Source organism: Alteromonas sp. 5NW40-0090, assembly GCF_057552975.1.
Genome location: NZ_BAAJLT010000006.1, coordinates 270,203 through 294,340, shown reverse-complemented (window position 1 = coordinate 294,340; position 24,138 = coordinate 270,203). Strand labels below are relative to the sequence as shown.

General features: G+C 43.8%; 25 protein-coding genes. 19 read left to right on the top strand and 6 right to left on the bottom strand.

What is annotated here, in order from left to right; genetic code table 11:
* Window positions 1-33: 33 nt before the first annotated feature.
* A complete protein-coding gene (locus AC27KT_RS09855) occupies window positions 34-369 on the bottom strand; it encodes a DUF1820 family protein (RefSeq protein WP_136783251.1) in 336 nt (111 codons plus the stop codon).
* Between the two features lie 189 nt (window positions 370-558).
* Here AC27KT_RS09855 and AC27KT_RS09850 point away from each other — a divergent pair, with 189 nt between their 5' ends.
* Together AC27KT_RS09850 and AC27KT_RS09845 are read left to right on the top strand one after the other, a co-directional pair.
* The gene (locus tag AC27KT_RS09850; protein ID WP_487129491.1) at window positions 559-2,196 is read left to right on the top strand and encodes a M28 family metallopeptidase; all 1,638 of its coding nucleotides are present in this window, start codon (window positions 559-561) and stop codon (window positions 2,194-2,196) included.
* A gap of 241 nt (window positions 2,197-2,437) precedes the next feature.
* On the top strand, window positions 2,438-3,664 hold the full coding sequence (locus AC27KT_RS09845; protein ID WP_487129489.1) for a capsular polysaccharide export protein, LipB/KpsS family: 1,227 nt from the start codon (window positions 2,438-2,440) through the stop codon (window positions 3,662-3,664).
* Window positions 3,665-3,721: 57 nt separating this feature from the next.
* On the opposite strand, the gene slmA is transcribed toward AC27KT_RS09845, so the two are convergent.
* A complete protein-coding gene (gene slmA / locus AC27KT_RS09840) occupies window positions 3,722-4,309 on the bottom strand; it encodes a nucleoid occlusion factor SlmA (RefSeq protein WP_012516568.1) in 588 nt (195 codons plus the stop codon).
* A gap of 115 nt (window positions 4,310-4,424) precedes the next feature.
* A complete protein-coding gene (coaBC, locus tag AC27KT_RS09835) occupies window positions 4,425-5,654 on the bottom strand; it encodes a bifunctional phosphopantothenoylcysteine decarboxylase/phosphopantothenate--cysteine ligase CoaBC (protein WP_487129486.1) in 1,230 nt (409 codons plus the stop codon).
* Window positions 5,655-5,856: 202 nt separating this feature from the next.
* On the opposite strand from coaBC, the gene radC reads away from it, so the two are divergent.
* From radC to mutM, 9 genes are all read left to right on the top strand, one after another.
* Window positions 5,857-6,534, top strand: a complete 678-nt coding sequence (gene radC, locus AC27KT_RS09830) for a RadC family protein (RefSeq protein WP_039222513.1) — start codon at window positions 5,857-5,859, stop codon at window positions 6,532-6,534.
* A 92-nt stretch (window positions 6,535-6,626) separates the two neighbouring features.
* Window positions 6,627-6,986, top strand: coding sequence for a hypothetical protein (locus AC27KT_RS09825; protein ID WP_458730507.1), 360 nt, complete (start codon window positions 6,627-6,629; stop codon window positions 6,984-6,986).
* A 94-nt stretch (window positions 6,987-7,080) separates the two neighbouring features.
* Window positions 7,081-7,770 (top strand): YjbF family lipoprotein, encoded by a 690-nt coding sequence (locus tag AC27KT_RS09820; protein WP_458730508.1) that lies wholly within the window; start codon window positions 7,081-7,083, stop codon window positions 7,768-7,770.
* Complete coding sequence (locus AC27KT_RS09815; protein ID WP_487129483.1) at window positions 7,770-8,519, top strand: capsule biosynthesis GfcC family protein; 750 nt, start codon at window positions 7,770-7,772, stop codon at window positions 8,517-8,519. The genes AC27KT_RS09820 and AC27KT_RS09815 overlap by 1 nt, the downstream gene beginning before the upstream one ends.
* Window positions 8,516-10,648: a YjbH domain-containing protein gene (locus AC27KT_RS09810; RefSeq protein WP_487129481.1), complete on the top strand. Its 2,133-nt coding sequence runs from the start codon at window positions 8,516-8,518 to the stop codon at window positions 10,646-10,648. The genes AC27KT_RS09815 and AC27KT_RS09810 overlap by 4 nt, the downstream gene beginning before the upstream one ends.
* Window positions 10,649-10,978: 330 nt before the next feature.
* Window positions 10,979-11,215, top strand: a complete 237-nt coding sequence (gene rpmB / locus AC27KT_RS09805) for a 50S ribosomal protein L28 (RefSeq protein ID WP_012516576.1) — start codon at window positions 10,979-10,981, stop codon at window positions 11,213-11,215.
* 11 nt (window positions 11,216-11,226) lie between these two features.
* Window positions 11,227-11,382 carry a 50S ribosomal protein L33 gene (gene rpmG / locus AC27KT_RS09800; protein ID WP_012516577.1) on the top strand — a complete coding sequence of 52 codons (156 nt, stop codon included), beginning with the start codon at window positions 11,227-11,229 and terminating at the stop codon, window positions 11,380-11,382.
* Between the two features lie 339 nt (window positions 11,383-11,721).
* The gene (locus AC27KT_RS09795; RefSeq protein WP_487129479.1) at window positions 11,722-12,186 is read left to right on the top strand and encodes a hypothetical protein; all 465 of its coding nucleotides are present in this window, start codon (window positions 11,722-11,724) and stop codon (window positions 12,184-12,186) included.
* Window positions 12,187-12,996: a bifunctional DNA-formamidopyrimidine glycosylase/DNA-(apurinic or apyrimidinic site) lyase gene (mutM, locus tag AC27KT_RS09790; RefSeq protein WP_487129477.1), complete on the top strand. Its 810-nt coding sequence runs from the start codon at window positions 12,187-12,189 to the stop codon at window positions 12,994-12,996.
* Window positions 12,997-13,096: 100 nt separating this feature from the next.
* Here the strand turns inward: mutM and coaD are convergent, their stop codons facing one another.
* Window positions 13,097-13,585 carry a pantetheine-phosphate adenylyltransferase gene (gene coaD, locus AC27KT_RS09785; RefSeq protein WP_179981907.1) on the bottom strand — a complete coding sequence of 163 codons (489 nt, stop codon included), beginning with the start codon at window positions 13,583-13,585 and terminating at the stop codon, window positions 13,097-13,099.
* Between the two features lie 107 nt (window positions 13,586-13,692).
* Window positions 13,693-14,418 carry a 3-deoxy-D-manno-octulosonic acid kinase gene (locus tag AC27KT_RS09780; protein WP_487129475.1) on the bottom strand — a complete coding sequence of 242 codons (726 nt, stop codon included), beginning with the start codon at window positions 14,416-14,418 and terminating at the stop codon, window positions 13,693-13,695.
* 72 nt (window positions 14,419-14,490) lie between these two features.
* On the opposite strand from AC27KT_RS09780, the gene AC27KT_RS09775 reads away from it, so the two are divergent.
* The 8 genes from AC27KT_RS09775 (at window position 14,491) to glpG (ending at window position 23,418) form a co-directional block, all read left to right on the top strand.
* Window positions 14,491-15,516: a glycosyltransferase family 9 protein gene (locus AC27KT_RS09775; protein WP_487129473.1), complete on the top strand. Its 1,026-nt coding sequence runs from the start codon at window positions 14,491-14,493 to the stop codon at window positions 15,514-15,516.
* A gap of 87 nt (window positions 15,517-15,603) precedes the next feature.
* Window positions 15,604-16,077 carry a hypothetical protein gene (locus AC27KT_RS09770; protein ID WP_487129472.1) on the top strand — a complete coding sequence of 158 codons (474 nt, stop codon included), beginning with the start codon at window positions 15,604-15,606 and terminating at the stop codon, window positions 16,075-16,077.
* Complete coding sequence (locus AC27KT_RS09765; protein WP_487129470.1) at window positions 16,074-17,249, top strand: hypothetical protein; 1,176 nt, start codon at window positions 16,074-16,076, stop codon at window positions 17,247-17,249. Before AC27KT_RS09770 ends, AC27KT_RS09765 begins: the two co-directional genes overlap by 4 nt.
* A gap of 9 nt (window positions 17,250-17,258) precedes the next feature.
* Complete coding sequence (locus AC27KT_RS09760) at window positions 17,259-19,703, top strand: putative bifunctional diguanylate cyclase/phosphodiesterase (RefSeq protein ID WP_487129468.1); 2,445 nt, start codon at window positions 17,259-17,261, stop codon at window positions 19,701-19,703.
* A 163-nt stretch (window positions 19,704-19,866) separates the two neighbouring features.
* Window positions 19,867-21,063 (top strand): glycine C-acetyltransferase, encoded by a 1,197-nt coding sequence (locus tag AC27KT_RS09755; protein WP_487129466.1) that lies wholly within the window; start codon window positions 19,867-19,869, stop codon window positions 21,061-21,063.
* Window positions 21,060-22,085, top strand: coding sequence for an L-threonine 3-dehydrogenase (gene tdh, locus AC27KT_RS09750; protein WP_039222484.1), 1,026 nt, complete (start codon window positions 21,060-21,062; stop codon window positions 22,083-22,085). Before AC27KT_RS09755 ends, tdh begins: the two co-directional genes overlap by 4 nt.
* Window positions 22,085-22,396, top strand: a complete 312-nt coding sequence (gene glpE, locus AC27KT_RS09745; protein WP_487129463.1) for a thiosulfate sulfurtransferase GlpE — start codon at window positions 22,085-22,087, stop codon at window positions 22,394-22,396. The genes tdh and glpE overlap by 1 nt, the downstream gene beginning before the upstream one ends.
* A 158-nt stretch (window positions 22,397-22,554) precedes the next feature.
* Entirely contained in the window at window positions 22,555-23,418 is an 864-nt protein-coding gene (gene glpG, locus AC27KT_RS09740; RefSeq protein ID WP_487129461.1) for a rhomboid family intramembrane serine protease GlpG, read from the top strand.
* Between the two features lie 205 nt (window positions 23,419-23,623).
* Here the strand turns inward: glpG and AC27KT_RS09735 are convergent, their stop codons facing one another.
* Window positions 23,624-24,037: a flagellar basal body-associated protein FliL gene (locus AC27KT_RS09735; RefSeq protein ID WP_474828792.1), complete on the bottom strand. Its 414-nt coding sequence runs from the start codon at window positions 24,035-24,037 to the stop codon at window positions 23,624-23,626.
* Window positions 24,038-24,138 lie beyond the last annotated feature (101 nt).

The window sequence follows — 24,138 nt, the reverse complement described above, 5'->3', positions numbered from 1 at the left end:
CTCCGGTAACCTTTACCGGATAGATGCCGGCGGCTACTCTTTCGTTGGTGTATATATTGGACTAGGGAAAGCAGTTACTTTATCAGATTTATTTTCTAATTTAGTAATTTTGGCTGTTCCTTTTTTATTTACGGCGTCAATGCGTAAAACGTTGTGCATAGGAATATAAGTTTTTGTTACTTCTGAAAATTCAGCTTTTAACCTTTCATGGCTAGGATCTACAACAACGCTCGTGTGGGTATCCCACACAAAGTCACCTATCTCGATAAAGCCAAACAAAGCGCCCTGAGTAAGGGCTCTAACGTAAAGTTCGTAACGTTCTCCATTGCTGATGAACTGAACGCGGTAAAGAATATCGTCTTTCGACATGGGTGCTGCTCTTCACTAAAAAAATATAGATACTCCCGGAAATTACTCCGGCGTTTGGCCCACAATTTTACCTTGCTCCTAAAATGCGAGCAACGGTAGGAAACACATGGTAAACGTAAGCAGTTTAATGGTATTCCCCCTATTAACTGCGTTACCATGATGCACACTTAGTTATATGGTGAAATTAGAATGATAAAAAAACTCCTGATAGGTAGTGCAATGACCGCAATGAGCTTTGCTGCTACTGCACATAACCACGCATCGACAGACAATGCTTTTAACCCTGATACACAGCGAATCAAATCGCACCTGTTTTTCTTAGCAGATGACTTGCTTGAAGGTCGTGATACTGGCTCTCGCGGTCATGAAATTGCAGCGCTTTATATTGCAACCGAATTTGCTAAATATGGTTTGAAGCCAGCAGGTACAGACGGCTATATGCAAAATGTATCGTTTCGTAAAGCGAATCTGGTTCAAGAGTCACCCAAGTTTACTTTCACGCAAAACGGCGAAACTGTCGATTTTGACTACCCGAAAGAATACCTAGCTAGCCCGAGCTTGCTTAGCACCGAGGCTAATGTAAAAGGCGAAATGGTCTTTGTGGGCTACGGCATTGTGGCAGACGAGCTATCTCACAACGATTACAAAGACTTAGATGTAAAAGGTAAGATTGTTGTAGCCCTTGCGGGTAAGCCAAGCGAGTTTCCATCAGAAGAGGGCGCTCACTTTGCGTCTGGCTATCAAAAGCAAAAGTATGCGGTAGACAATGGCGCTATTGGCATGATCACTATCACAACGCCTAAAAATGAAAAGGTACGCCCTTATCAAAGCCGTTTGAACTACATTCATACACCGCGTATGGCTTGGTTAGACGACAGCGGTCAGCCTGCAAATAGCTTTTCTCAGCTTAAAGGCGGCGCTTACATGAGTGAAGGTGCTGCACGTAAACTGTTTGAAGGCGCAGAAAAGAGTCTTGATGATGTTTATGCAGTTCTTGAAGCGGACAAAGTGCCGCAAGGTTTTGCGCTAAACGGTGTAGTAGATATTAGCAAGAAGAGTGTTCACGACACAATTACAAGCCCAAATGTTGTGGGTATATTAGAAGGTTCAGACCCTGAGCTTAAAAACGAATACGTAGTTTTCTCTGCTCACTCAGATCACATTGGTTTTGCTAAAACAGTGAAGAAAGACAACATCAACAATGGTGCCATGGACAATGCGTCGGGCACGTCAGTGATGTTAGAAACTGCACGCCTGTTTAGCGAAATGAAAGAAAAGCCAAAGCGCTCAATTCTTTTCGTGTCGGTAACGGGGGAAGAGAAAGGTCTGCTAGGTGCAGACTATTTTGCTCGTAACCCAACCGTACCTGTTACATCAATGGTGGCGAACGTAAATCTAGATATGCCAATTCTAACCTACGAGTTTGCAGACGTTATTGCCTTTGGCGCAAACCACAGTGATTTGCAAGAATCAGTGGAAAAAGCTGCTGCTAACGCCGATATCGAGCTAAGCCCAGACCCATGGCCAGAGCAGGCACTTTTCACTCGCTCAGATCACTATGCGTTTGTGAAACAAGGTGTACCTTCAGTATTTATGGTGCCGGGTCTTAAATCTAAAGATCCTAACGTAGATGGTAGCAAGGTATTTGGTAAGTTCTTATCTACGCACTACCACAAGCCTAGCGACGATATTAATCAGCCATTTAACTGGAATGCAGCGGAGACGTTCACAAAAGTTAACGCGCAAATTGGTTGGACGCTAGCAAATCAAGAAGATAAGCCTAAGTGGAACGATGGCGACTTCTTCGGTAACACGTTTAGTAAGTAGAGCATACTCGTTCGACACTAAAAGCAGCATTTCTATGCTGCTTTTTTTATGCCTATGTTTTAATAAATTTTTGTGTCTTTACACAACCTTTAATTAATTAGAAAAAAATCATGTCTACAATAAAATAAAGTGGGGAGATTTTTAACATATGCTATAAATTTTATGTTTTACTGATTGCATGATTTCCATGAAAGCGCAGAACCGAAGAGTTCAATACAATAGAACGCAGGAGTAACTTACAGTGATAGAACAACAGAAAAAGTATACGTTAATTGCGAGAGGCAGTTCTCACATACGGTACTTCAAGCAATTTGCGGCGCAAACCTCGTTGAATATCTCTGTTGCTAGTTTTACTGCTCCTTGGTTTTCGCTAATTAAGGTTCGGCATTGGTCACTTACAAAACATATCGATATTGACGCTCTAGTTAACCCACATTTATTAAAAAAAGCGAAAAAACACAAAAAGCTTCATCATTCTTTTGCGTGGCCGCTTTACGAAAAAGTAAGTCGATGGCTTACTAAATTAGATATCGCCAAAAGTGCAGCGTTGATTGAAAAGGAAAATTCAGATGTTGTGGGCGTCTGGAATGGACAAAAACAGCCTAGTTCATCTATTGCCGCAGCCGCGAAAGCGCTAAAAAAAGAAGTCGTATACTTTGAAAACGGGCTATTCCCAAACACCACAACGTGTGATTGGTCAGGCGTTAACTGCCAAAACTCTCTGCCTACCACTAAAGACTTTTATAAACAGTTTTATGAGAATAAAGCATTACCTTGCAAACTGGTGCCGCGTAAACCCGTGTGTGAAAAGGCTTGCGGGGTAAAGGCAAACGCATTGCCAGAACGCTATATATTTGTGCCATTTCAAGTAGAAACTGATAGCCAAATTATTTCAAACTCGCCTTGGATACGAAGTATGGGTCAATATTATCAGCATTTACTCAATGTTATAGATAAAGTGGATGACCCTACGCTTAATATCGTTATCAAAGAGCATCCATCAGATTCAATCAGACATGACAACCTACACAATAAACACGAACGAATATTATTCGCTAATTATTGTGAGACTCAAGAGTTAATTGAACGGTCATTAGCTGTGATGACAGTCAACTCTACAGTGGGAGTCGAGTCTCTGCTACTCGATAAGCCCGTAGTGGTGTTAGGTAGGGCGTGCTATGGCATTGAGGGCGTAACAAAGCTTGTGCGAAATGAGACTGAAATGCTAGAAGTCATGAGAAACATTGAATTGCTTGCTGCAGACACTGAAGCAAAATGTGGCTATTTAAATTTTATGTACAACCATTATGTCATTCCCACTACGTGGAAAAATATTGATAGTCAGCACGTTGAGGCACTTACCAAGAGATTACTTAAGCAAGATGCTATGGCGCACTATATTTCACATTATGAGAACCGTGAGATGATGACGGAAAATGTGGTGCCAACAACACGCCAATTTGCTTAACATCAGATAAAAAAAGGCGCTCAAAAGCGCCTCTATTGTTAATCGAAATCGCTTGTCTTAAACAAACATTTGTTTAAATGCAGCCCATTGCTCATTGAACTGCTCTGTTGGCTTTCGAGTAAAGCCACTGCGAATAAACCCGTTAATACGCCCATCCGTGTAGCAGATCATCATATTCGCGATTATCGCCTCATCGGCAGAAAGGGTTTTTCCCTCACGGAGTTTGCGCTCTCTCAGTACTTGCTTAAGCTGTGTTTCTAAACGCTCGAAAAGCTTGGCTATACGCGCGCGTAGTCGGTCTTGCTCACCCATTAACGCATCGCCGTTTAAAATACGAGTAATACCAGGGTTCTTTTCTGCAAAGCCTAAAATAAGGTGAAGAATGAGCTGACAGCGCGTGAGTGAGTCTTTCTCTTCGTTTACGATTTTATTGATACGTGTAAAAAGCGTCTCTTCAATAAATTCAATAAGCCCCTCAAACATTCGCGCTTTACTGGGAAAATGACGATACAGTGCCGCTTCAGACACGCCGACTTTTTCCGCTAACTTAGCAGTAGTAATACGTTGACCTGGGCTGGTTTCTAACATTCCAGCAAGTGCTTGCAGAATTTGAGCTCTGCGATTTGTTTTTTTGACAGCAGGCATGACGAAAGTGTTTCCTCCGCTACCGAGTTACAGTAACTCGGGTTCCATGTTAAGTTGGCTTACGCCAAAGCGTTTATATTTATCGTTTTTATTATCGACACTTAATAAGTATCTGTTAGTTTTTATTGTTTAAAACAAAACGTTCTGCAATGAGTGCTAGCAACTGCTCAGCTAACTCACTTTTGCTGGTGGCAGGCAGTCGTTTATCACCGTCTTGCCATATGACATGCAGTGCGTTTTTATCGCTGTTAAACCCAAGACCTTGTGCTGTTATGTCGTTCGCTGCAATCATATCAAGCTTCTTTTTGGCAAGCTTGGCACGGGCATAATCTTCTACATTTTGGCTTTCAGCTGCAAAGCCAACGCAAAATGGTCGGTCTTGCCTGTTAGATACAGTTGCTAGAATATCAGGGTTTTTAACAAAAGTAAGTGTTAACTCATCACCTGTTTTCTTTATCTTATTGTCAGCTACCGTGCAGGCCTTGTAGTCGGCAACCGCTGCGGTACTAATAAAAATATCTGTAGAAGGAATAAGTTTTCCACAAGCGTTGAGCATCTCTTCTGCGGTGGTAACATCAATACGGTTACAGTGCGAAGGCGTAGAAAGCGCTACCGGACCTGCAACTAGCGTTACGTTCGCGCCCGCTTGAGCCGCGGCTTGCGCAATGGCAAACCCCATCTTTCCTGAACTGTGATTCGAAATATAGCGTACCGGGTCTAAAGGTTCTCGTGTTGGCCCCGCAGTAATAGTTATTTTTTTGCCTGCTAAATTCTTTAACGCTTCATTTAGCGAGGAAGACTTTGCTTTGCTTTCATTTAAGGCATTGGCAATATCAACGGGTTCAACCATTCTACCTGAACCCACATCACCACAGGCTTGCTCACCGCTTGCCGGACCTATAAAGGTAACGCCGTGTTCTTCTAATATAGCAATATTGCGCTGAGTTGCTGTTGCTTTCCACATCTGCTGGTTCATTGCTGGCGCAATAAAACGTCTAGCGGTTGTGGCTAAATAAAGCGTTGTCAGTAAATCGTCTGCCATGCCGTGAGCAAGTTTAGCGAGTGTGTTTGCTGTAGCAGGAGCAATAAGTAAGATGTCAGCCCATTTTGCTAATTCAATATGCCCCATAGCAGCTTCAGCGGCGGGGTCTAAAAGGTGTTGATGCACTGGATGCCCTGACACCGCTTGAAGTGACAAAGTACTCACAAACTCTGCGGCAGAATCAGTAACGACAACGCGAACGTTTGCACCTAATGCGGTGAGTTTACGCACTAAGTCTGGGGTTTTATAAGCAGCAATACCGCCTGTAACGCCTAGCAAAATGTTTTTATTAGCAATAGACATAAAAGAATACTAAATCTCAATATTAATAGTAGCCTACCATGGCGACGAAAAATCGGATAGCTGAACAAAAGTCGATCTTGCCGTAAACATGCTGTTTGGCTCTTATCTGCTCAATATCCAACGAAACCCGCCTTTCATACAGTCGTTAATTTTTTTTGATTCAACTATAACCACTATTTTATGACGGTAACGGACTAATAGCATGTCGATAAAGATATGGCCGATAAGTGAAAGGCCAAGAGAAAAGCTTTTGCAGCACGGTGCAGAGAGCTTAAGTGATGCAGAGCTTATTGCTGTTTTGCTGGGAAAGGGCGTTAAGGGTAAGAGCGCTGTGTCTGTCGCGCACGAGTTGCTAAAAGAGCTTGGTTGTTTGCGAGGTGTGGTAACGGCTACAAAGGAAAGTTATGCAAAAGTGTCTGGCGTTGGGCCGTGCAAATACGCACAGTTTCAAGCGGGGTTCGAAATATTTAAACGCAACTTAGAGATAAAACTTAAGCGCCAAGATGTATTTAATAATGTAGATGATACTAAGCGTTATCTACAGGCTAAATTAAGAGACTGCGAAAGAGAAAAGTTTGCGCTTTTGATGCTTGATAGCCAACATCAACTTATCGCTTTTCGTACCATGTTCAACGGAACGATCAATAGCGCAGCAGTGTATCCGCGAGAATTGATCAAGCAAGTTATGATCGATAATGCGGCGGCGATCATTTTGGTCCACAATCACCCCTCAGGCGTAGCAGAGCCGAGTCATGCAGATATTCGTTTAACGACAGAGATCAAAAATGCTATGGCATCGATCGACGTGCCCGTGCTGGATCATTTTGTGGTTGGAGATAAAGAAACCATTTCATTTGCGCAGCGAGGCTTGCTAACATAAGAAACCTAGGTCATTTATCGATTATTATCTAGTCAAATGGTTGAAAATGATTTAGCATAGGATTTAGTGGGTAATTTTATTAAAGGACTGTTATGAAGAAGTCAATCATTGCATTATTTGCAGCTGCAACTATGGCAGCAGGTGTTAACGCACAAGACGGTGAAGGCGGTGCTGGTGCAGGTGGTGCGGGCGCAGTAAGCGGTGGTCTAATCGCTACTGGTGTTGTTGCTGCTGGTATTATCGCTGGTGTTGCAAACAACAACTCTGCAGACGCGCCAGGAAATGGTGGTACTGATCCAGGTCAACCTACTTGTGAAGGTGACGATCCATTGGTAGACGGCGTATGTGTTGGTACAACTAACACTGTTACTGTAACTACTTCTGGCACAAGCACTGTAACTAAAACAATTACTGTGCCTGTTACATTTACTTACGCACCGACCGTACAGTAAATTTAAGAGTATTCGAAAAAGCCGCTTTTTTTAGCGGCTTTTTTTATTTTTACAGCAAAATTTAATTGTTTTTAGTTTTTGTCGGCGTACCTTAATGAAACTACACATTCTATCAGCCGTTTTTGGCTTTCTTTGCCTGTCTCTTTCAGGATGTTCCACAACAACAATTGCCTACTACAATACGCTTAAACTTGCCCTTAAAGACCGCACGGTAACTTATACCGTTGAAGAAATCGCGGCGAGTAAGGCGGATCTTATGCAAATTAAAGCGGGGGAACGAGACGCCGCCTCTCTTGCATTAGCCTACATTGACGGTGATAAGTATAAGTGGGTGTCGGGTGACAAAGTTATTTTCACTATGCATCACGGTATTATTGTGAAAACGGAAGGTTTAGATAACGACCTCTTTTACACAAGCAATTTGCAGCACAATCCGTTAGCCACCAATGATGTTTTGCCTTTTAGCTGGAAGCGTAAAGTCGATGTTGCCTCAATAGGCTACGGGGTTCCAGTGGATTCTTCATGGCGTATTGTGGGGGAAGAAACACACAACTACCTTGGCTTTTCTGTACCCCTTATTAAAGTAATTGAAACCGTAGATTTTTCAGAATATACCCCCTTTATTGATGTGGGACTGTCATGGGAAAATACCTACTTCTTACATAAACACACGAAAGAGCTGCTGGCCTCTAAGCAAAAGTTCAGCCCAGAGGGAGACGTATACGACATGGTTTATTTAAGCCGCGTCGTGCGTCAGATGAAAAAACAAGGAGTAACGCAATAATGAAGTTTATTTCTACGCTTTTTATTGCCTTGGGTCTTATTACATCCACAAGTTTGTACGCCAATGATGGTATTGTAAGTGTGACGGTGAACAAGCAGACCTATCAATTTGACCGGCCAATTAGATTGTCGAGTGTATTGTCTATTGTGGTAGACAGTGGCGACTGGTATTGGCCAACAGCTTCTGCATTTGATTTAACCAATCCAAAAGCTGAACGCGAAAAAGAGATAGCGTTGTCGCAGATAAGAGAGCTTTTGGTTAGCTTTGATAAAAATTCGGACACCCATAAAGCACTTCAAAATCTTTTAGACCAAGTATCTTCGTGGACGGTGTCTACGCGTATAGATATGCCTATTTCTTACAATCGAGCTCGGTTGTTTTTCGAAGACAACCCTATGTTCCAGCCAGGAAAATATTGGATCCGTTTGAATGGACGTCCTAATGTGGTGCATTTCTCAGGTGCTGTAGTAAAGCCAGGTGCCTATCAGCATCAAAGCGACACCTCGATTTATACGGCTGCTCATTCGGTTAAAAAAGCGGTAGACGCAGACAGAAGCGTAGTTTATGTCATTGACCCAATGGGTAACATAGAAGAAAAAGGGATTGCTTACTGGAATTTAGATTTTGCCCAGCTTATGCCGGGTAGCCAGATTTATGTGCCTATTTCTTCAGAGCTTTTCAGCAATAAACTTAAGCAATTAAATAAGCGCGTTGCCGCGTTAGCAGTACATAGGGTTTTACCTCAATGAGTGCGCCAATATTATCTAAGAAAAAAATATCTAAGAAAAAAATATCTAAGAAAAAAACACTCGCGCTGGTAATCGGCAGTGCACTATCTTCTAACACTCTTGCTGATACCCAGCTTCGTGTTACGCCCTCACAAATGGTGCAAGGTGGTAACGGGCTTATACAAACGCCAACTGCGCGTATGCGCGACGAAGGCGGTATGGCCATCAATTATACCGACAATGGTGAATACCGTTTCTGGTCAGTTAATATCCAACTTTATGATTGGATGGAAGCGACGGCCCGCTATACCGATGTGCGTACGCGTTTATACAGCCAAGTTGACTCCTTCAGCGGCGATCAGACTTTAAAAGATAAAGGGTTAGACGTTAAATTCAGGCTTTGGAAAGAAAGTTACTACTTACCTGATATCAGCGTTGGTTTCAGAGATTTCGGGGGGACAGGCTTTTTTGAAAGTGAGTACGTAAACGCCAGTAAATCGGTAGGACCGTTCGATTTCCATTTAGGCTTAGGTTGGGGATATTTGGGGACAGCAGATGATATTACTAATCCATTTTGTGAGGTTAAAGATAGCTTCTGTGAACGCCCTGGCGGATTCTCAGGCCGAGGTGGCAAGGTCGATTACGATCAGTTTTTCAAAGGTACTACCGCGTTCTTTGGTGGCGTAGAGTATCAAACACCATGGGAGCCGTTAACGCTAAAACTTGAGTTTGAAGGCAACGATTACTCCCGAGACAGAGCGGGGCAGCTTGAGCAAGATTCTCGCTGGAATGTGGGAGCGGTATATCGCTATAAAGACTTTGATTTCTCATTAAACTACCAACGTGGAAACACCATAGGCTTTGGTGTGACGTATCGCTTCAATATGAATACTGCGTCTCAAATCAAATTCGACGATGCGCCGCGAAATTTAATGGGAAGAAATGCGCCATCTAATATTAAAGATGTGAACAAATCACGTCTTTATAACGACCTTTATAACTCAGGTGGTTTCCTCTTATCCGATGCTGAGATTAAAGAAGATAGCGCGACCTTTTACGGGACGCAGGTCAAATACCGCGACCAAGATGAAGCTATTGAGCGGGTAGGTCGTGTTGCGGCTTCAGAGCTTCCAGATAGCGTTAAAACCTATCATATGGTAGATAATCGCGGTGGCCTACCACTGGTCGATACTCAAATAGACGCTGAAGCCTTTATCTCAGCCGCGCGATACGAATCGGTCGATGCCGATATAACGGAAACGTACGTGAGAACATCGCCTTCTGAAGAGATAAAAGAAGCATACGACCCTGAAAATACTTCGGGTTTCTTCTACAGTGCTGACTTCTTTTTCACCCAGTCGTTTGGTAACCCAGAAGATTTCTTTCTTTATCAAACTGGGTTAATGCTAAATGGCGGCTACGCGTTAAACGAAAACTTCTCAGTAATGAGCAGCGCACGGGTAACACTGCTTGATAACTTCGATAAGTTTAATTATCTCGTTGACGGTGAAGATGTGTCACTACCTCGTGTACGTACTAGGGTTCGTGAATATGTGTCTGAAAATGATGTCTGGTTAGATACTGCGTTTTTACATTACAAAGACAATATTGCCGAAGACCTTTATGCCCAAGCATACGCAGGTTACCTTGAAACTATGTTCGCAGGTGTTGGCGGAGAAATTCTGTATCGTCCTGTCGATAGTAATGTCGCCTATGGCATCGATATCAACTACGTTAAGCAGCGTGACCCTTACAGTCAAACCGGCTTAGAGGATTACGATGCGATCACCGGTCATGCGAGTGTTTATTGGCAGCCTGAATTCCTTGATGATACCCAAATCACGGTTAGTGCAGGTCAATTCTTGGCAAAAGACAAGGGTGTTAATATTGATTACGCCAAGCGCTTTGATAGCGGCATTATAGTGGGAGCATATGCTGCCTTTACTGATGTTTCATCGGAAGAATACGGAGAAGGAAGTTTTACCAAAGGTTTCTATATTTCCATTCCTACCGATTTGTTCTTGCTAGAACCGTCGAAAGGACGCGGACTCTTCCCTTGGGTGCCAATTTCGCGTGATGGTGGTCAACTACTACGCCGGCCTTCACGGTTAATAGATTTAACGGAAGTTAGGTCACCTTTTTATGACTAAATAAGAAAAGCGCCACGTTATCGTGGCGTTTTTTTTAGCATTTGAACAGATAGGATTAGGTTAAAATTTAAGTGGGAATACCCTATTTATTCGTAGCTAAACAGCGAAGAGAAAAGTACAATAAGGGCCACAAAAAAGAGTGTTGGTGGTATTTTGCGCAAAAATAGTACGTAAAAGTAACCTTTTTGTACTTTCTTATTGAAATGATCCTGCCTTTGCTGTATAAAATGCGCCCTCTAATTTATAGTAATACGTCATTTGACCCAACCACTGTTTGAGCGCTTGGGATTAACTGACGCGACAGTTATCGTTGTTCTGGAGACAAATACAATGTCAAGAGTATGCCAAGTAACAGGTAAGCGTCCAACGGTTGGTAATAACCGTTCACACGCACGAAATGCGACTCGTCGTCGCTTTTTACCAAACCTTCAAACACACCGTTTTTGGGTTGAGAGCGAAAGCCGTTTTGTAAAACTACGTTTGTCTGCTAAAGGCATGCGTATCATCGATAAGAAAGGTATTGATTCAGTACTAACTGACATCCGTGCCCGTGGTGAGAAAATCTAAGGAAGCCGACAATGCGTGATAAAATTAAACTAGTTTCTTCAGCAGGTACAGGTTTCTTCTACACTACTGATAAAAACAAGCGTAACATGCCTGGCAAAATGGAGATCAAAAAGTATGATCCCGTTGTGCGTAAGCACGTTATGTTTAAAGAGGCCAAAATCAAGTAATTAGCTTGCTTTTGTCTCCACGAAAACCCAGCTTTTGCTGGGTTTTTTGCTTTTGGAACTGTGAAAACTTCTAGTAATTCTCCCTACAGATCGTGGCGGGCATAACAAGATCCCGCTGACTTAATATACGAATCTATGCTGTACCTATTTCAGATCTAACAACGAAGTCTGTGCGATCTTGGGTTTTAATAAGCTGAAATTACATAAAATAAAGCCCCAACAATGCTAAGCGTTAAGCAGAACATGTCTCATAAACCGAAAACATTGAATTAGCTTATAAGAGAATGAGGTATTACTATAATGCGCTATAGACAGCCTACTAGTTGACGGGAATAACGCGTGGCAAGAATTTCTCAGCGAGCAATGAACAACGTGGTTATCATTGCAATGCTTATTATGATTGCACTGTTTAACTTAGACAGTTTGCTACCGAAGAAAAATACAATACAGACGCGTAGCCTGTTACCTGAAGAGGCTTACGTGCTTAAGATAGAGCATGATAACAATAGCTTAGAGCGCATTGGTCAACAGTGGCGTCAAAAAGCGCCCGATACAAGTCTTGCAGTTACACCATATGAACAGTTTTCTCATTGGCAACGGGCCATGCTGCTTCCGGCATCGGAAGTACCTGAGTCGGTCATGAATACCCAACCTTATATTGTTGTAGTTTGGCTTGCGGGCAATAATAACGGCAACGTTTATGCTATTTACCCCAATACATCACCAGTAGTGATCAAATTTGAAAATAACTGGTACACGTTAACTAATACCGATCTAGATAAATTATTACCTTGGACATTGTAAATGCCTGAATTACCAGAAGTTGAAGTAAGCCGGCTAGGCATATCACCGCATTTAATCGGCAATACCATTACTAATGTCGTGGTACGGGAACGAAGAATGCGCTGGCCCATACCTGAGGAGGTCTCAAGTGTTGAGGGTCAGAAGGTAATTGCGGTAAAACGCCGAGCGAAATATCTGCTGATTGAAACAGCAACAGGCACGCTGATTTTACACTTAGGTATGTCAGGCAAGCTGCGTGTCATCGAAGCAACTATACCCGTTGTGAAACACGACCACGTGGACATTGTTTTAAATACCGGTAAGTGTTTACGCTTAAACGACCCTAGACGCTTTGGTGCAGTGTTATTTCAAGCGCCCAATACTCAACAAGCAATGTTCGACAACTTGGGCCCAGAGCCACTTACAGACGACTTTGACGATAAGCGCTTGTTCAGTTTATCGCGTAATCGCAAAGGCCCGGTGAAAAACTTCATCATGGATAACGCAATTGTGGTTGGCGTAGGCAACATCTATGCGAACGAAGCCTTATTTCTTGCCGGTATCGATCCGCGAAGAGCGGCAGGGAAAATTAGTGCAGAGCGCTATAAGTCACTTACTGCAACAATAAAGCAAGTGCTTGCTAAAGCCATCGAGCAGGGCGGTACTACGCTTAAAGACTTTGCACAAACCGATGGTAAGCCCGGTTATTTTGCGCAGCATTTAAATGTGTACGGAAGAAAAGGTGAGCCTTGTGAAGTGTGCGGTAAAGCCATTGAAAGCAAGGTGATAGGGCAGCGAAACACCTTTTTCTGTACTCGCTGCCAGCGCTAATAGCTAAAAAAGAGACATACCTAGAAAGGTTTACAGCTAGAAAGATAACTCAAAGCAGCTTAACACTGTAAAGCGGCTTTACTGGACAACGCCGGTTTACTTAGCTCTTTTTACCTAGCCTGTCTCTTAACGCTTGCTCCACTACGGGGTGGCAAAAACCACTTACGGCCCCGCGATGTAAGGCTACTTCTTTCACTAGAGTAGAAGAAATAAACGAGTTTTCTTCAGCTGGAGTTAGAAATACACTTTCAAGCTTTGGGTTAAGGCGTCGATTCATATTGGCCAGCTGGAATTCGTATTCGAAATCAGATACTGCACGCAAGCCACGGATCAAAATAGTCGCGTTTTGTTCATCCGCAAAGTCCGCTAGTAAACCAGTAAATCCTACTACTTCTACATTAGGCAGATCGGCGGTAACTTTCTTTATCATTTCTACCCGTTCCTCTAATGTAAAGAGCGGTTTTTTACTTGGATTAGAAGCGATGGCCACAATTACGTGAGAGAAAAGCTGAGATGCGCGTTCAATAAGGTCTGCATGACCGTTCGTAATTGGGTCGAAAGTGCCTGGATAGAGTGCTCTAGTATGCATAAAATTGAATCTTATCGTTGTATAGGGTTTATAGTTCTATGAGGCTACTGTACCACATTAATTTGCGATGCTAAGTGATGTAACCAATGCGTTTATTATCCACAGTCCTAGCGCTTCACCAATTCGTTATAGCCATCTAAGCATGCAGTCCAATCGTCTTTTTTCCAGTGAAATATTGGATTTTTGGCTTGCTCTTTATGTAAAGAGCGCAATAGGCGATCTAGATTGCCCTGCTTCCAGCTATCGCCCTGACGTTTTGAACAGCGATCAAAATCAATAAGCCAAATCTGTTTATCGCTATCTATCATGATATTGCGAATATTAGCGTCATGATGATAAACCTGACAATTGTGCATACGGGCTAGCGCTCGTCCAACTTCATGCCATTCCCTTTGTGATAATGGCTGCTGGCACAAGACATGATGAAGGTCGTGGCTGTTAGGGATGCTAAGTGTAATCAGATCACCGCGGTAGATTAAGCCTCTGCGGTGAATGCGAGCAGCAACAGGTACAGGCACTAAAAGGCCCTCAGCGCGCATGTATTCGAGCAACCTAAATTCTTCGAAAGGTCTAGAGCGCTCAACGCCGTTAAAGAAATATTGGTCGCTGAGTACTTTGCCTACCAGGCCTCCCCGCACAAAATGGCGTAAAACCCAGTGTTGACCTTCATGCTCTATAAAGATAGTTGTACCGCGCCCTTTAGCTTGGCCCGTTATTTTGTTTTGCAGTTGCCAAAACTCAGGGCTGAACATTTCAGTGTTGGGCTGACTGACCAAGGTATTGTCGAAAATAAAGTGGTGCCCCGCACCTATGTCTCGTCGCATTGTCGCCATGTTGCCCACAACTTATGGTAAATTTCACATTCTAATGATTTATTTTGGTTTTTCAGCAACGAGAGAGCTTCTGTGGCAAAAAAGATTTGTTTAATGCGCTTATCGGCTATTGGAGACGTGTGTCATGCCGTCGCTATGGTTACCCGAATTCAATCGCAGTGGCGCGATACTGAAATTACGTGGGTAATAGGGAAAGTTGAGTACCAGCTGGTGAGGCTAATGCCAAATGTACGGTTCATTATTTTCGATAAATCAAAAGGGAAAGCTGCAGTCGAATCCTTGAAAGCGGAAGTCGCTGGTGAAACTTTTGATGCTCTATTGATGATGCAGGTGGCGTTACGGGCGAATTTAGCCTCACGAGTGATTAAAGCCAAACAGCGCATAGGCTTTGACTGGGCACGCAGTAAAGAGTTGCATTGGCTATTTGCTAATAAGCGAGTTGCTGCCACAAAACACGCCCACGTACTTAAAGGTTTCATGGATTTTGCCGATGCATTGGGCGTACCAGAGACTAAGCCAGTATCGTGGAATATTCCCGTTGCGCCTGAAGATGTGCAGTGGGGAGAAGAACAAGCAAAAGCATTGGGAAAGTATGTGGTTATTTCACCTGCTGCAAGTAAAGCTGAAAGAAATTGGTTGCCACAGCGATACGCAAGTATTGCAGATTATATCCAAGAGGCTGGTGTCGGCGTGATATTATGCGGAGGTCCAGGAGATTTAGACCGCAAAACCGCTGATGCAATTAAAGCGAGCGTAAAACAACCGCTTCAAGATTTTACTGGCCAAACAACATTGCATCAGCTGCTCATGTTGCTAAAGCATGCCCATTTAGTCATTGCACCAGATACCGGGCCTGCCCACATGGCAACCGCCGTAGGCACGCCAGTTATTGGGCTATACGCACATTCTAACCCACGCAGAACCGGGCCTTATAACGACCTTGATAGGGTAGTCTCTGTGTATGATGAATGTGTAGAAGAACAAAAGGGGAAACCCTGGGACGCGTTGCCATGGGGTACGCGAGTCAAGGGGAATCAATTAATGGAAAAAATTACCGTAGACATGGTAAAGCAAAAAGTTGCGCCGTTTCTTGCTTAATTTTTTTATCGTAAGGTAAAACAATCAACTATTATCTACACTTAGCATTGTGAAGTGTACTTCTGTGAAACAGGGAGTCGTTACTTAATGAAAAAGCCCGCTTTGCGATGGCTGTCCGATATTTATGCTTTTACCACATCAAAAATAGTGCTGCTAGCGTTAGCAATGCTATTAATGTGCGTGTCTAAAGTAAATGCGTCGGAACTTAACGTCATGGTGAATGAAAGCGTAATGGTTGCAGAGCTTAATCGCTCTGAGCTTCGTCAGATCTTTACAGGACAGCGCCAGTACTGGGACAACGGCACTAAAATAACGGTTTTTGTACTGCAAGACAGCGACGAATTACATCGTCAGTTTTGTCGCGATATTCTTCAAATGTTTCCCTATCAGTTATCTCGGCTTTGGGATCAAATTACCTATTCCGGCCAAGGTATTACACCTATCAGAGTGACCTCTTATCAAGCCTTAGTTGATGCACTGGAAAATACAGAAGGTGCTATTGGTTACGTTGAGCGAACTGAGATCGTTAAGCTAAGACGCGTTGAGGTAGAACTAAAATGAAAAATCACATTGCTTTTGCGCTCGCTATAGTTAGTTCATTTGCTGTTAATGCGCAAACAGACTTCACATGGCATGGCTATGTTTCACAAGGCATTACCCAGTCGAAAGACAGTAGTTTTATCACCGACGACAATAACGTAACTGGTGAACTCACCGAGATTGGCTTAAATAGTTATTATCAACTTGCAGAAAACATTTCCATTGCTGGACAAATAAATTATCTAGAAGGTGGTAACCGCTTCGAGCAGGGGACTCGACTCGATTATTTATTTGTTGATTGGAAACTGCCTAACTTACCTGGCGGGTGGCGTGGAAAAATTCATGCGGGGCGTTTTAAAAATACCCATTGGCTATATTCCTCTACCAGAGACGTCCCTCAAACGCGATATACCTCAGTGTTGCCTCAATCAGTGTATTTTGACGGGTTTCGTGATGTTGCATTAGGCAGCAACGGCATTTTGACCAGCTTTTCTCATTATGGAAAGGAATACATCTGGGAGCTTAATTGGAGCTATGGACGCTCAAATATTAACGACTCTCAGCGCGACTTTCTTTTAGGCAGTGAAGCAAAAGGTAAGATCAAACAAGATTTTGTGCATCAAGCAAGCGTGTTTTTACAGCCCTCATCAATGACGTGGAAAATAGGAGCGAGTTGGCTTAATTCCGATTTTAGATATACACCATCGCAAGATGATAATCGCTTATCGGGTGGGGCAAACATAGAACGATTTATGCTTTCTGCGCAATATTTTGCTGAGAACTGGGAAGTGTCGGCTGAATTAATTCGAGAAAAGCAAGACAGTCAAGGGCTGTTTGCGCCAGACTTCACTGAGAAGCGCACTGGGGAAGGCGGCTTTGTTCAATTTAGGTACCTTTTTAACAACCACGTTAGCGGCCTATTGGGCTACGATACGTACATTAATGATACCTCCGACAGTGATGGCAAAGACCTAGAGGCAAGGACAGGAGGCCTTATCCCAGCTTATTTTGGGTATCAAGATACGTACACGTTGGGTTTACGTTGGGACATTGCACCAAAATGGAGATTGCAGGGAGAATATCACTGGGTTGAAGGTGCAACACGGGTGGTCAGTTTATTAAATCGCGATGTGGCTTCTCATGCTGATAAACATTGGGAAATGTGGTCAATACAATTGATGTATTGGTTTTAAGGGTAATCAATGAAGGTTCAGGTATCTTTTACCACTAAAACCATCGCTATATTACTGGCAATGGTTTTAACTGTGACCATTGTAATCTCTACCGTGCTAATTCAAGAGTCTGAGGCGCAGGTTGTGCTGCAGCAGCGTGAAAGCCAAATCAGCAATCAACGTCGCGTGCAGTTGTTTGAAGATATTCTACATAGCCGCATGATCACCCTTATTGATATTATAAGCCGAAGGAATGGCGCGTACTCGAACAACCTCGAAGAACTCTATAGCACTTTAGACGAGCTAAGTGAGTATCTAACGCTAAATTTTCAGGTTGAAACACTCTATCTGTTTGATGAATATGGCATTGTTGGACAGCCAGCGTATCCAGTGAATGACAATATTGAGCGGCTTGTGGACACTACGCGAGCATCATTTGAAAGCCGTTCATTATTATCGTGTGAGAATGTATGCACTCACTATATATCAATACCAATAATGACGCAGAGCGATACAGTGCCGGTTATCATTGTGTCTACTTCTATGCGGGAACTTCTGTATTTGTTTAGCCGGGCTACTGATGTACATAAGGTGGCGATTGTCCAGTTGAATGAATCACAAGAAGGTAAACTTTCATTAAAGATAGCGAGCCAAGTTACCGCGGCCAATCGACATTATTTAAACTTGCTCGTTGACGCTTTGCCGGCTAACTGGCGTGTTGACGACCTCGTTATCAAGGGGGTTAATGTAGGTTTAGATAGCCAACAGCTTTTAGTGAGTCTTTTGCCTTTCGACCATGCTGCTGGCGACCATCCCTATTTGCTCATAGTGCAGGACGTGTCGGCTATGATGCGACAAAACGAGCAATATCGATACGTTGTTATCTCTAGCGCCATAGGTTTGTTTTTGCTTTTCTCAGCGCTACTTTATCTTTTCTTAAATCAATACCGCACAAGGCTTTTAGACATAAGCGAGCGCCTGCCTATGCTGGCGGAGCATAAGTTTAGTGAGTTTTATACCGTTGCGGCCAAGCGCCGAAAACTGCCCGTGTTTAAGCTAACTGACGAACTGGATGTGGTTGAGGAAGCGGCGAACGATTTAGCGCGCCAGCTAGAAAGCTTTGATGGTCAAATGGCAATCAATACCGCTAAGCTTGAAAAAATGGCCATGTTCGACGTGCTCACAGGGTTACCTAACCGCAACATGTTGACGTTTCAAATAGAGAAGCAGTTAGCCAGCTCCCTGCGGGATGAAAGGCTAGTTGCCCTGATGTTCATGGACTTAGATGACTTTAAGAAAGTTAACGATAGTCATGGCCATGACGTAGGCGACAAGTTGCTTAAAGCCGCTGCAATGCGAATTTCACGACCTATTCGAGAATCTGATATAGCATCGCGTTTCGGGGGCGATGAGTTTGTTATTTTATTGTCAAATATAGAAAGCAAAAAGCATGTTGATACTGTTGCGCAAAAAATTATCGACGAGTTTAAAGAGCCTATCATTGTTGATGGCGTTACCTTTTATGTCTCAATCAGTATTGGTATTGCCATAACCAATCATTCTCGCGCCACGCCAGTTGAGTTATTGCGCCATGCCGATATCGCAATGTACGAGGCAAAAGCGAAGAAAGGCGCTGAGTTCAGGGTGTATGATGCCACCATGAACCTCAAGGTAATGCAAAAGGTTGAGTTAGAATCTGAAGCTCGTGAAGCCCTTAGGGGTAACCAGTTCAGCCTTGCCTTGCAACCGCAAATTGACATGCACAGCGGCAAGCTTATGGGCTTTGAAGCACTATTGCGCTGGTATCATCCTAAAAAAGGGCATATTTCACCAGGTGATTTTATTCCATTGCTTGAAAATACGTCGTTTATGCTAGAGCTAGATTACTGGGTTATCACGCGCTCCACCCATTTGGTACATGAGCTTAAAAATAGTGGCTATCCAGATATTAAAGTCGCAATTAACTTATCGGCGGGACAGTTCCTTGACCCCAGTTTACCTGAGTTTTTACAACACCAAATCATCAAAAATGATATAGCGCCTGATCAGGTATGCTTAGAGCTTACGGAAACCGTTTTGGTCTCGGATATCAAACGCGCAACGGAAATAATGCAAACCATACGCGATATGGGGTGTATGTTAGCCATTGACGACTTTGGTACCGGTTATTCGTCACTTAGCTATTTAAAATCGCTACCAGCCGATTACATTAAGGTCGATCGTTCTTTTGTTGCCAACATTGCCAACAGTGCAGACGACAGAAACATAGTCCACTCCACCATATCTATGGTGCGTAATATGGGCATGCAGGTGGTAGCTGAAGGCATTGAAACCAATGAGCAGTATGAATTGCTTTGTCATTTCGACTGCCATCAGGGCCAGGGCTATCTTATTAGCCGACCTATACCAGAGGTCAACCTCTGGGACACATTAAGAGACAAAGTTGAAAACGGCTTCTGGAAAGACTTTGTATGACGCGTGGATAGACCGCGCGGCATTTATCGGTTTTTTCAGCGAGTGTGTTGAATAATTTACAAACTTAGTCGACAAACCCATTAAATACAGCGCAAGGGTGTGTACCCTTTCACGCGCTTTCATTACACTAGCGGTTTTTATACACCTACACTCGGAGAATGGCATGTCTGCGGCATTTATTTCTCATTTGCAATCGCAAGTTGAAGCCACAAAAGAAGATGGTTTGTACAAAAAAGAGCGTGTTATCACGTCGCAACAACAAGCAGATATTGGTGTTGCTGGCGGTGAGCATGTCATAAACTTTTGTGCCAACAACTACCTTGGTCTTGCAAACAACGAAAGCTTGATTGAAGCAGCGAAAGAAGGCTTGGACAGTCATGGTTTTGGTGTAGCATCTGTGCGATTCATTTGCGGTACACAAGACATTCACAAGCAGCTAGAAGCCTCTATCAGCGACTTCTTAGGTACAGAAGATACCATTCTTTATCCGTCTTGCTTCGACGCTAATGGCGGTTTATTTGAAACTCTGCTTGGACCAGAAGATGCCATTATCTCTGACGCGCTAAACCACGCCAGTATCATTGACGGCGTTCGCCTTTGTAAAGCTAAGCGCTATCGTTACGCCAATAACGACATGGCCGCGCTAGAAGAGCAGTTAAAGCAAGCCGATGCCGACGGTGCGCGCTTTAAAATTATCGCTACTGACGGTGTATTCTCAATGGACGGTGTCATTGCCGACCTCGCCTCAATATGTGACCTTGCCGACAAATACGATGCAATGGTTATGGTTGACGATTGCCATGCAACAGGCTTCTTGGGTGAAAACGGTAAAGGCAGCCACGAATACTGTGGTGTAATGGGCCGCGTTGATATTATTACCGGTACATTAGGTAAAGCCCTTGGCGGCGCGTCTGGCGGTTATACGTCGGGCAAAAAAGAAGTTGTAGAATGGCTACGTCAGCGCTCACGTCCTTACCTTTTCTCAAACTCTGTTGCGCCACCTATTGTTTCAGCATCTCTTAAAGTGTTTGAAATGATGAAAGAAGGCGATGAGTTACGCGCTAACTTGTGGCGAAACGCCAATCACTTCCGCAAACGTATGGAAGACGCTGGCTTTACCCTTGCCGGAAAAGATCACGCTATTATCCCTGTAATGCTTGGCGATGCCCGCCTAGCCAGCGAAATGGCCGACAAACTCCTAGAAAAAGGCATCTATGTTATCGGCTTCTCTTACCCTGTAGTACCAAAAGGCCAAGCCCGAATTCGTACGCAAATGTCAGCAGGGCATAGCCTTGAACACGTTGATAAAGCCATTGATGCATTTATCGAAGTGGGCCGTGAAATGGGAGTGATCTCATGAAGTCGCTTGTAAAAGCAAAAGCGGAAAAAGGTATTTGGCTTCAAGACACGCCAAAGCCTGAAGTAGGGCATAACGACCTACTGATTAAAATTCGCAAAACCGCTATTTGCGGTACAGACATGCACATATACAACTGGGACGAGTGGTCGCAAAACACGATCCCAGTGCCTATGGTAGTCGGCCACGAGTACGTGGGCGAAGTAGTGGGTATGGGCCAAGAAGTGAAAGGCTTCAACGTTGGCGATCGCGTATCGGGAGAAGGCCACATTACCTGTGGTCACTGCCGTAACTGTCGTGCTGGGCGTGTTCATTTATGCCGTAACACAGAGGGTGTGGGCGTAAACCGTCCTGGTGCTTTCGCAGAGTATTTAGTAATTCCCGCATTCAACGCATTTAAAATTCCAGACAATATCAGCGACGACCTCGCGTCTATCTTCGACCCGTTTGGTAATGCCGTTCACACAGCGCTAAGTTTTGACTTAGTCGGTGAAGATGTGCTTATTACAGGTGCTGGACCTATCGGCATTATGGCTGCAGCAGTCGCTAAGCACGTAGGTGCGCGACATGTTGTTGTTACCGACATCAATCCTTATCGTCTTGAGCTGGCTAAAAAAATGGGTGCTACCCGCGCTGTCGACGTAAGCAAAGAAGATTTGAAAGATGTCATGAACGAGTTAGGTATGACAGAGGGCTTCGATGTGGGTCTTGAAATGTCTGGCGTGCCCGTAGCCTTTAGGGACATGCTAAACAAAATGAATCACGGCGGCAAAATTGCCATGCTGGGTATTCCTCCGCAAGACGTGGCTATCGATTGGAACCAGGTTATCTTCAAGGGGTTGGTGATAAAAGGTATCTATGGCCGAGAAATGTTCGAGACCTGGTACAAAATGGCGAGCTTACTACAAAGCGGCCTAGACCTTTCACCTATTATCACCCATACCTTTTCGGTTGATGACTTTCAGAAAGGGTTTGATACCATGGGGTCAGGACATTCAGGTAAAGTTATTTTGGATTGGCAATAATGACAACATTCTCACACATTAGCGTAAGCGACGTGGCTAACTTTGAAGGCAACGTCACCATTGTGGATATTCGCGATCCCCAATCGTTTGCTAATGGCCATATGCCCAATGCGGCACCGCTAAACAACGACAACTTTGGTACGTTTATCGATCAAACACCCAAAGATATCCCAGTTGTTGTGGTGTGTTACCACGGCGTGAGCAGCCAGCAGGCTGCCCAAGTGATTGCTCAGCAAGGCTTTGAAACCGTTTATAGTATGGACGGGGGCTTTGAAGCGTGGCGACAGGCGAACCCGGTAGTAACCGAATAGCTATTTAACAAAAGGTGCACAATGTGCACCTTTGTTTTATGTTTTGCAGGCTTTTAACTAATTCAGTATAAAGAGTGAATATAACGCGCTACGGTATCATGACCTTGTCCGCGTATCTTGCATTCACACTCTACTGCTTTCGGGGTAATAATTAGCTTATGGGTCATCCTTTAATTGCGTTTAACCAGCAAAGTCCAGCGCACCTTCTCGCGAACTATTTAAACAGTCAGGGTATCAACGCCAAGGTCGTACAGCACGACAAAGAATTCGTGGTTGTACTGGATAATAGTGAGCATATCGATCGCGCAAAGGTTATCGCAGAAGATTTTTTAGCAAATCCAACAAACCCTAAATATCAGCAAGCGGCTTGGGACAGTGGTAAGAACGTACAGCTGGCGCCTTCAGGCAACGGCTTTTCGTTGAATAAAATAATGTCCGATGCTGTTAAAGCACCGTTTACCTCTGTGGTGTTTGTACTGTGCGTGGCGGTGTACCTATTATCTTTATTTGGGTTATTTGCCCCCATAGCACAGCACTTACTTATGCAGCCGTTTTCTGTTTTGTTGCAAAATCACGAGTGGTGGCGGCTACTTGGCCCGGCGTTTATTCATTTTTCAGTACTTCACATCGTATTTAACTTACTCTGGTGGGCCATGTTGGGAGCCAAGATTGAGCGTACGTTGGGCATAAGCATGCTGCTGATTGTTTTTGTCATATCAGCCACGGTTTCAAATGCTGCACAAGCGCTATTTAGCGACCCAGTACAAGGTAATTTACTCTTGTTTGGCGGTCTATCTGGTGTGGTGTATGCCGTTATGGGCTTTGTTTGGTGGCTTGGCTGGCTGCGGCCAAGCTGGGGCTTATCGCTGCCAAACTCTATCGTTGGCTTTATGCTGGTATGGCTAGTACTTGGCTATGCCGACATTCTGTGGGTGAGTATGGCAAATGCAGCGCATACGGCCGGCCTTATCTCTGGCTGCCTACTCGCTGCCACGCTAAGCTTAGGTTCTGGTAAGCGTTAGCAATTAATAAATGCAGGGCTCAGATTGCAAAGGTGCTAAAGCGTTCATGTATCAAAGCGTATAAATATGAGACTGCAATCTGCTATAACCTAGAGAATTGGCGTATTACACGCTAAGACAAAAAATGGTAAAACTGCTTTAGAAACAAAAAAGCGAGCTGGTTAAAAGCTCGCTTTTTCATTGACGTAGACAGCGGTTTTTCTGCTTAAGCGCCCTGATATAAGTACTTAGTAAAGATAACGTTCTTAATCACTTCACCGCCTGTTTCTTGCTGCATGTGCTCTTGAAGCGCTTTTAAAATAGCGCGACGAATATCTTCACGGCCGGTGAGCGACTTTACTTTCTCCGCAGGCTGCTGCCCGAAAATTTCAATGGCGGTAGAGCGTAGAAGCGGCATATGGTGTTCAGCAATTTCAAGCTGGTTCACATCGTGGATCATTAATTCAACCGATACACGAACATAACCCAGCTTCTGTGCGCTATCGCTAATATAGTTGGTAACAATCTCTGGCTCTAGGCCCAAATAAGCGTAGTTGGCTTTATCTTGTGCCAATGCTGAGTTGCAACCAAAAACAAAAAAACTAACCGCAAATACACGTAAAACTAGTGACTTAAACATAGTGAAGCCTGAAACACCAAAGTAATAAATTCACTTGGTAGTGTAGCAAATCTCTGATCAAACACACTACTGCAAAAGTTTAACCAAGTGAAAATATTCTT

Coding starts and splice junctions, on each gene's coding strand:
- AC27KT_RS09855 (WP_136783251.1), bottom strand. CDS start 369: ATGTCGAAAGACGATATTCTTTACCGCGTTCAGTTCATCAGCAATGGA.
- AC27KT_RS09850 (WP_487129491.1), top strand. CDS start 559: ATGATAAAAAAACTCCTGATAGGTAGTGCAATGACCGCAATGAGCTTT.
- slmA (WP_012516568.1), bottom strand. CDS start 4,309: ATGCCTGCTGTCAAAAAAACAAATCGCAGAGCTCAAATTCTGCAAGCA.
- coaBC (WP_487129486.1), bottom strand. CDS start 5,654: ATGTCTATTGCTAATAAAAACATTTTGCTAGGCGTTACAGGCGGTATT.
- radC (WP_039222513.1), top strand. CDS start 5,857: ATGTCGATAAAGATATGGCCGATAAGTGAAAGGCCAAGAGAAAAGCTT.
- AC27KT_RS09825 (WP_458730507.1), top strand. CDS start 6,627: ATGAAGAAGTCAATCATTGCATTATTTGCAGCTGCAACTATGGCAGCA.
- AC27KT_RS09820 (WP_458730508.1), top strand. CDS start 7,081: ATGAAACTACACATTCTATCAGCCGTTTTTGGCTTTCTTTGCCTGTCT.
- AC27KT_RS09815 (WP_487129483.1), top strand. CDS start 7,770: ATGAAGTTTATTTCTACGCTTTTTATTGCCTTGGGTCTTATTACATCC.
- AC27KT_RS09810 (WP_487129481.1), top strand. CDS start 8,516: ATGAGTGCGCCAATATTATCTAAGAAAAAAATATCTAAGAAAAAAATA.
- rpmB (WP_012516576.1), top strand. CDS start 10,979: ATGTCAAGAGTATGCCAAGTAACAGGTAAGCGTCCAACGGTTGGTAAT.
- rpmG (WP_012516577.1), top strand. CDS start 11,227: ATGCGTGATAAAATTAAACTAGTTTCTTCAGCAGGTACAGGTTTCTTC.
- mutM (WP_487129477.1), top strand. CDS start 12,187: ATGCCTGAATTACCAGAAGTTGAAGTAAGCCGGCTAGGCATATCACCG.
- coaD (WP_179981907.1), bottom strand. CDS start 13,585: ATGCATACTAGAGCACTCTATCCAGGCACTTTCGACCCAATTACGAAC.
- AC27KT_RS09780 (WP_487129475.1), bottom strand. CDS start 14,418: ATGGCGACAATGCGACGAGACATAGGTGCGGGGCACCACTTTATTTTC.
- AC27KT_RS09770 (WP_487129472.1), top strand. CDS start 15,604: ATGAAAAAGCCCGCTTTGCGATGGCTGTCCGATATTTATGCTTTTACC.
- AC27KT_RS09765 (WP_487129470.1), top strand. CDS start 16,074: ATGAAAAATCACATTGCTTTTGCGCTCGCTATAGTTAGTTCATTTGCT.
- AC27KT_RS09760 (WP_487129468.1), top strand. CDS start 17,259: ATGAAGGTTCAGGTATCTTTTACCACTAAAACCATCGCTATATTACTG.
- AC27KT_RS09755 (WP_487129466.1), top strand. CDS start 19,867: ATGTCTGCGGCATTTATTTCTCATTTGCAATCGCAAGTTGAAGCCACA.
- tdh (WP_039222484.1), top strand. CDS start 21,060: ATGAAGTCGCTTGTAAAAGCAAAAGCGGAAAAAGGTATTTGGCTTCAA.
- glpE (WP_487129463.1), top strand. CDS start 22,085: ATGACAACATTCTCACACATTAGCGTAAGCGACGTGGCTAACTTTGAA.
- glpG (WP_487129461.1), top strand. CDS start 22,555: ATGGGTCATCCTTTAATTGCGTTTAACCAGCAAAGTCCAGCGCACCTT.
- AC27KT_RS09735 (WP_474828792.1), bottom strand. CDS start 24,037: ATGTTTAAGTCACTAGTTTTACGTGTATTTGCGGTTAGTTTTTTTGTT.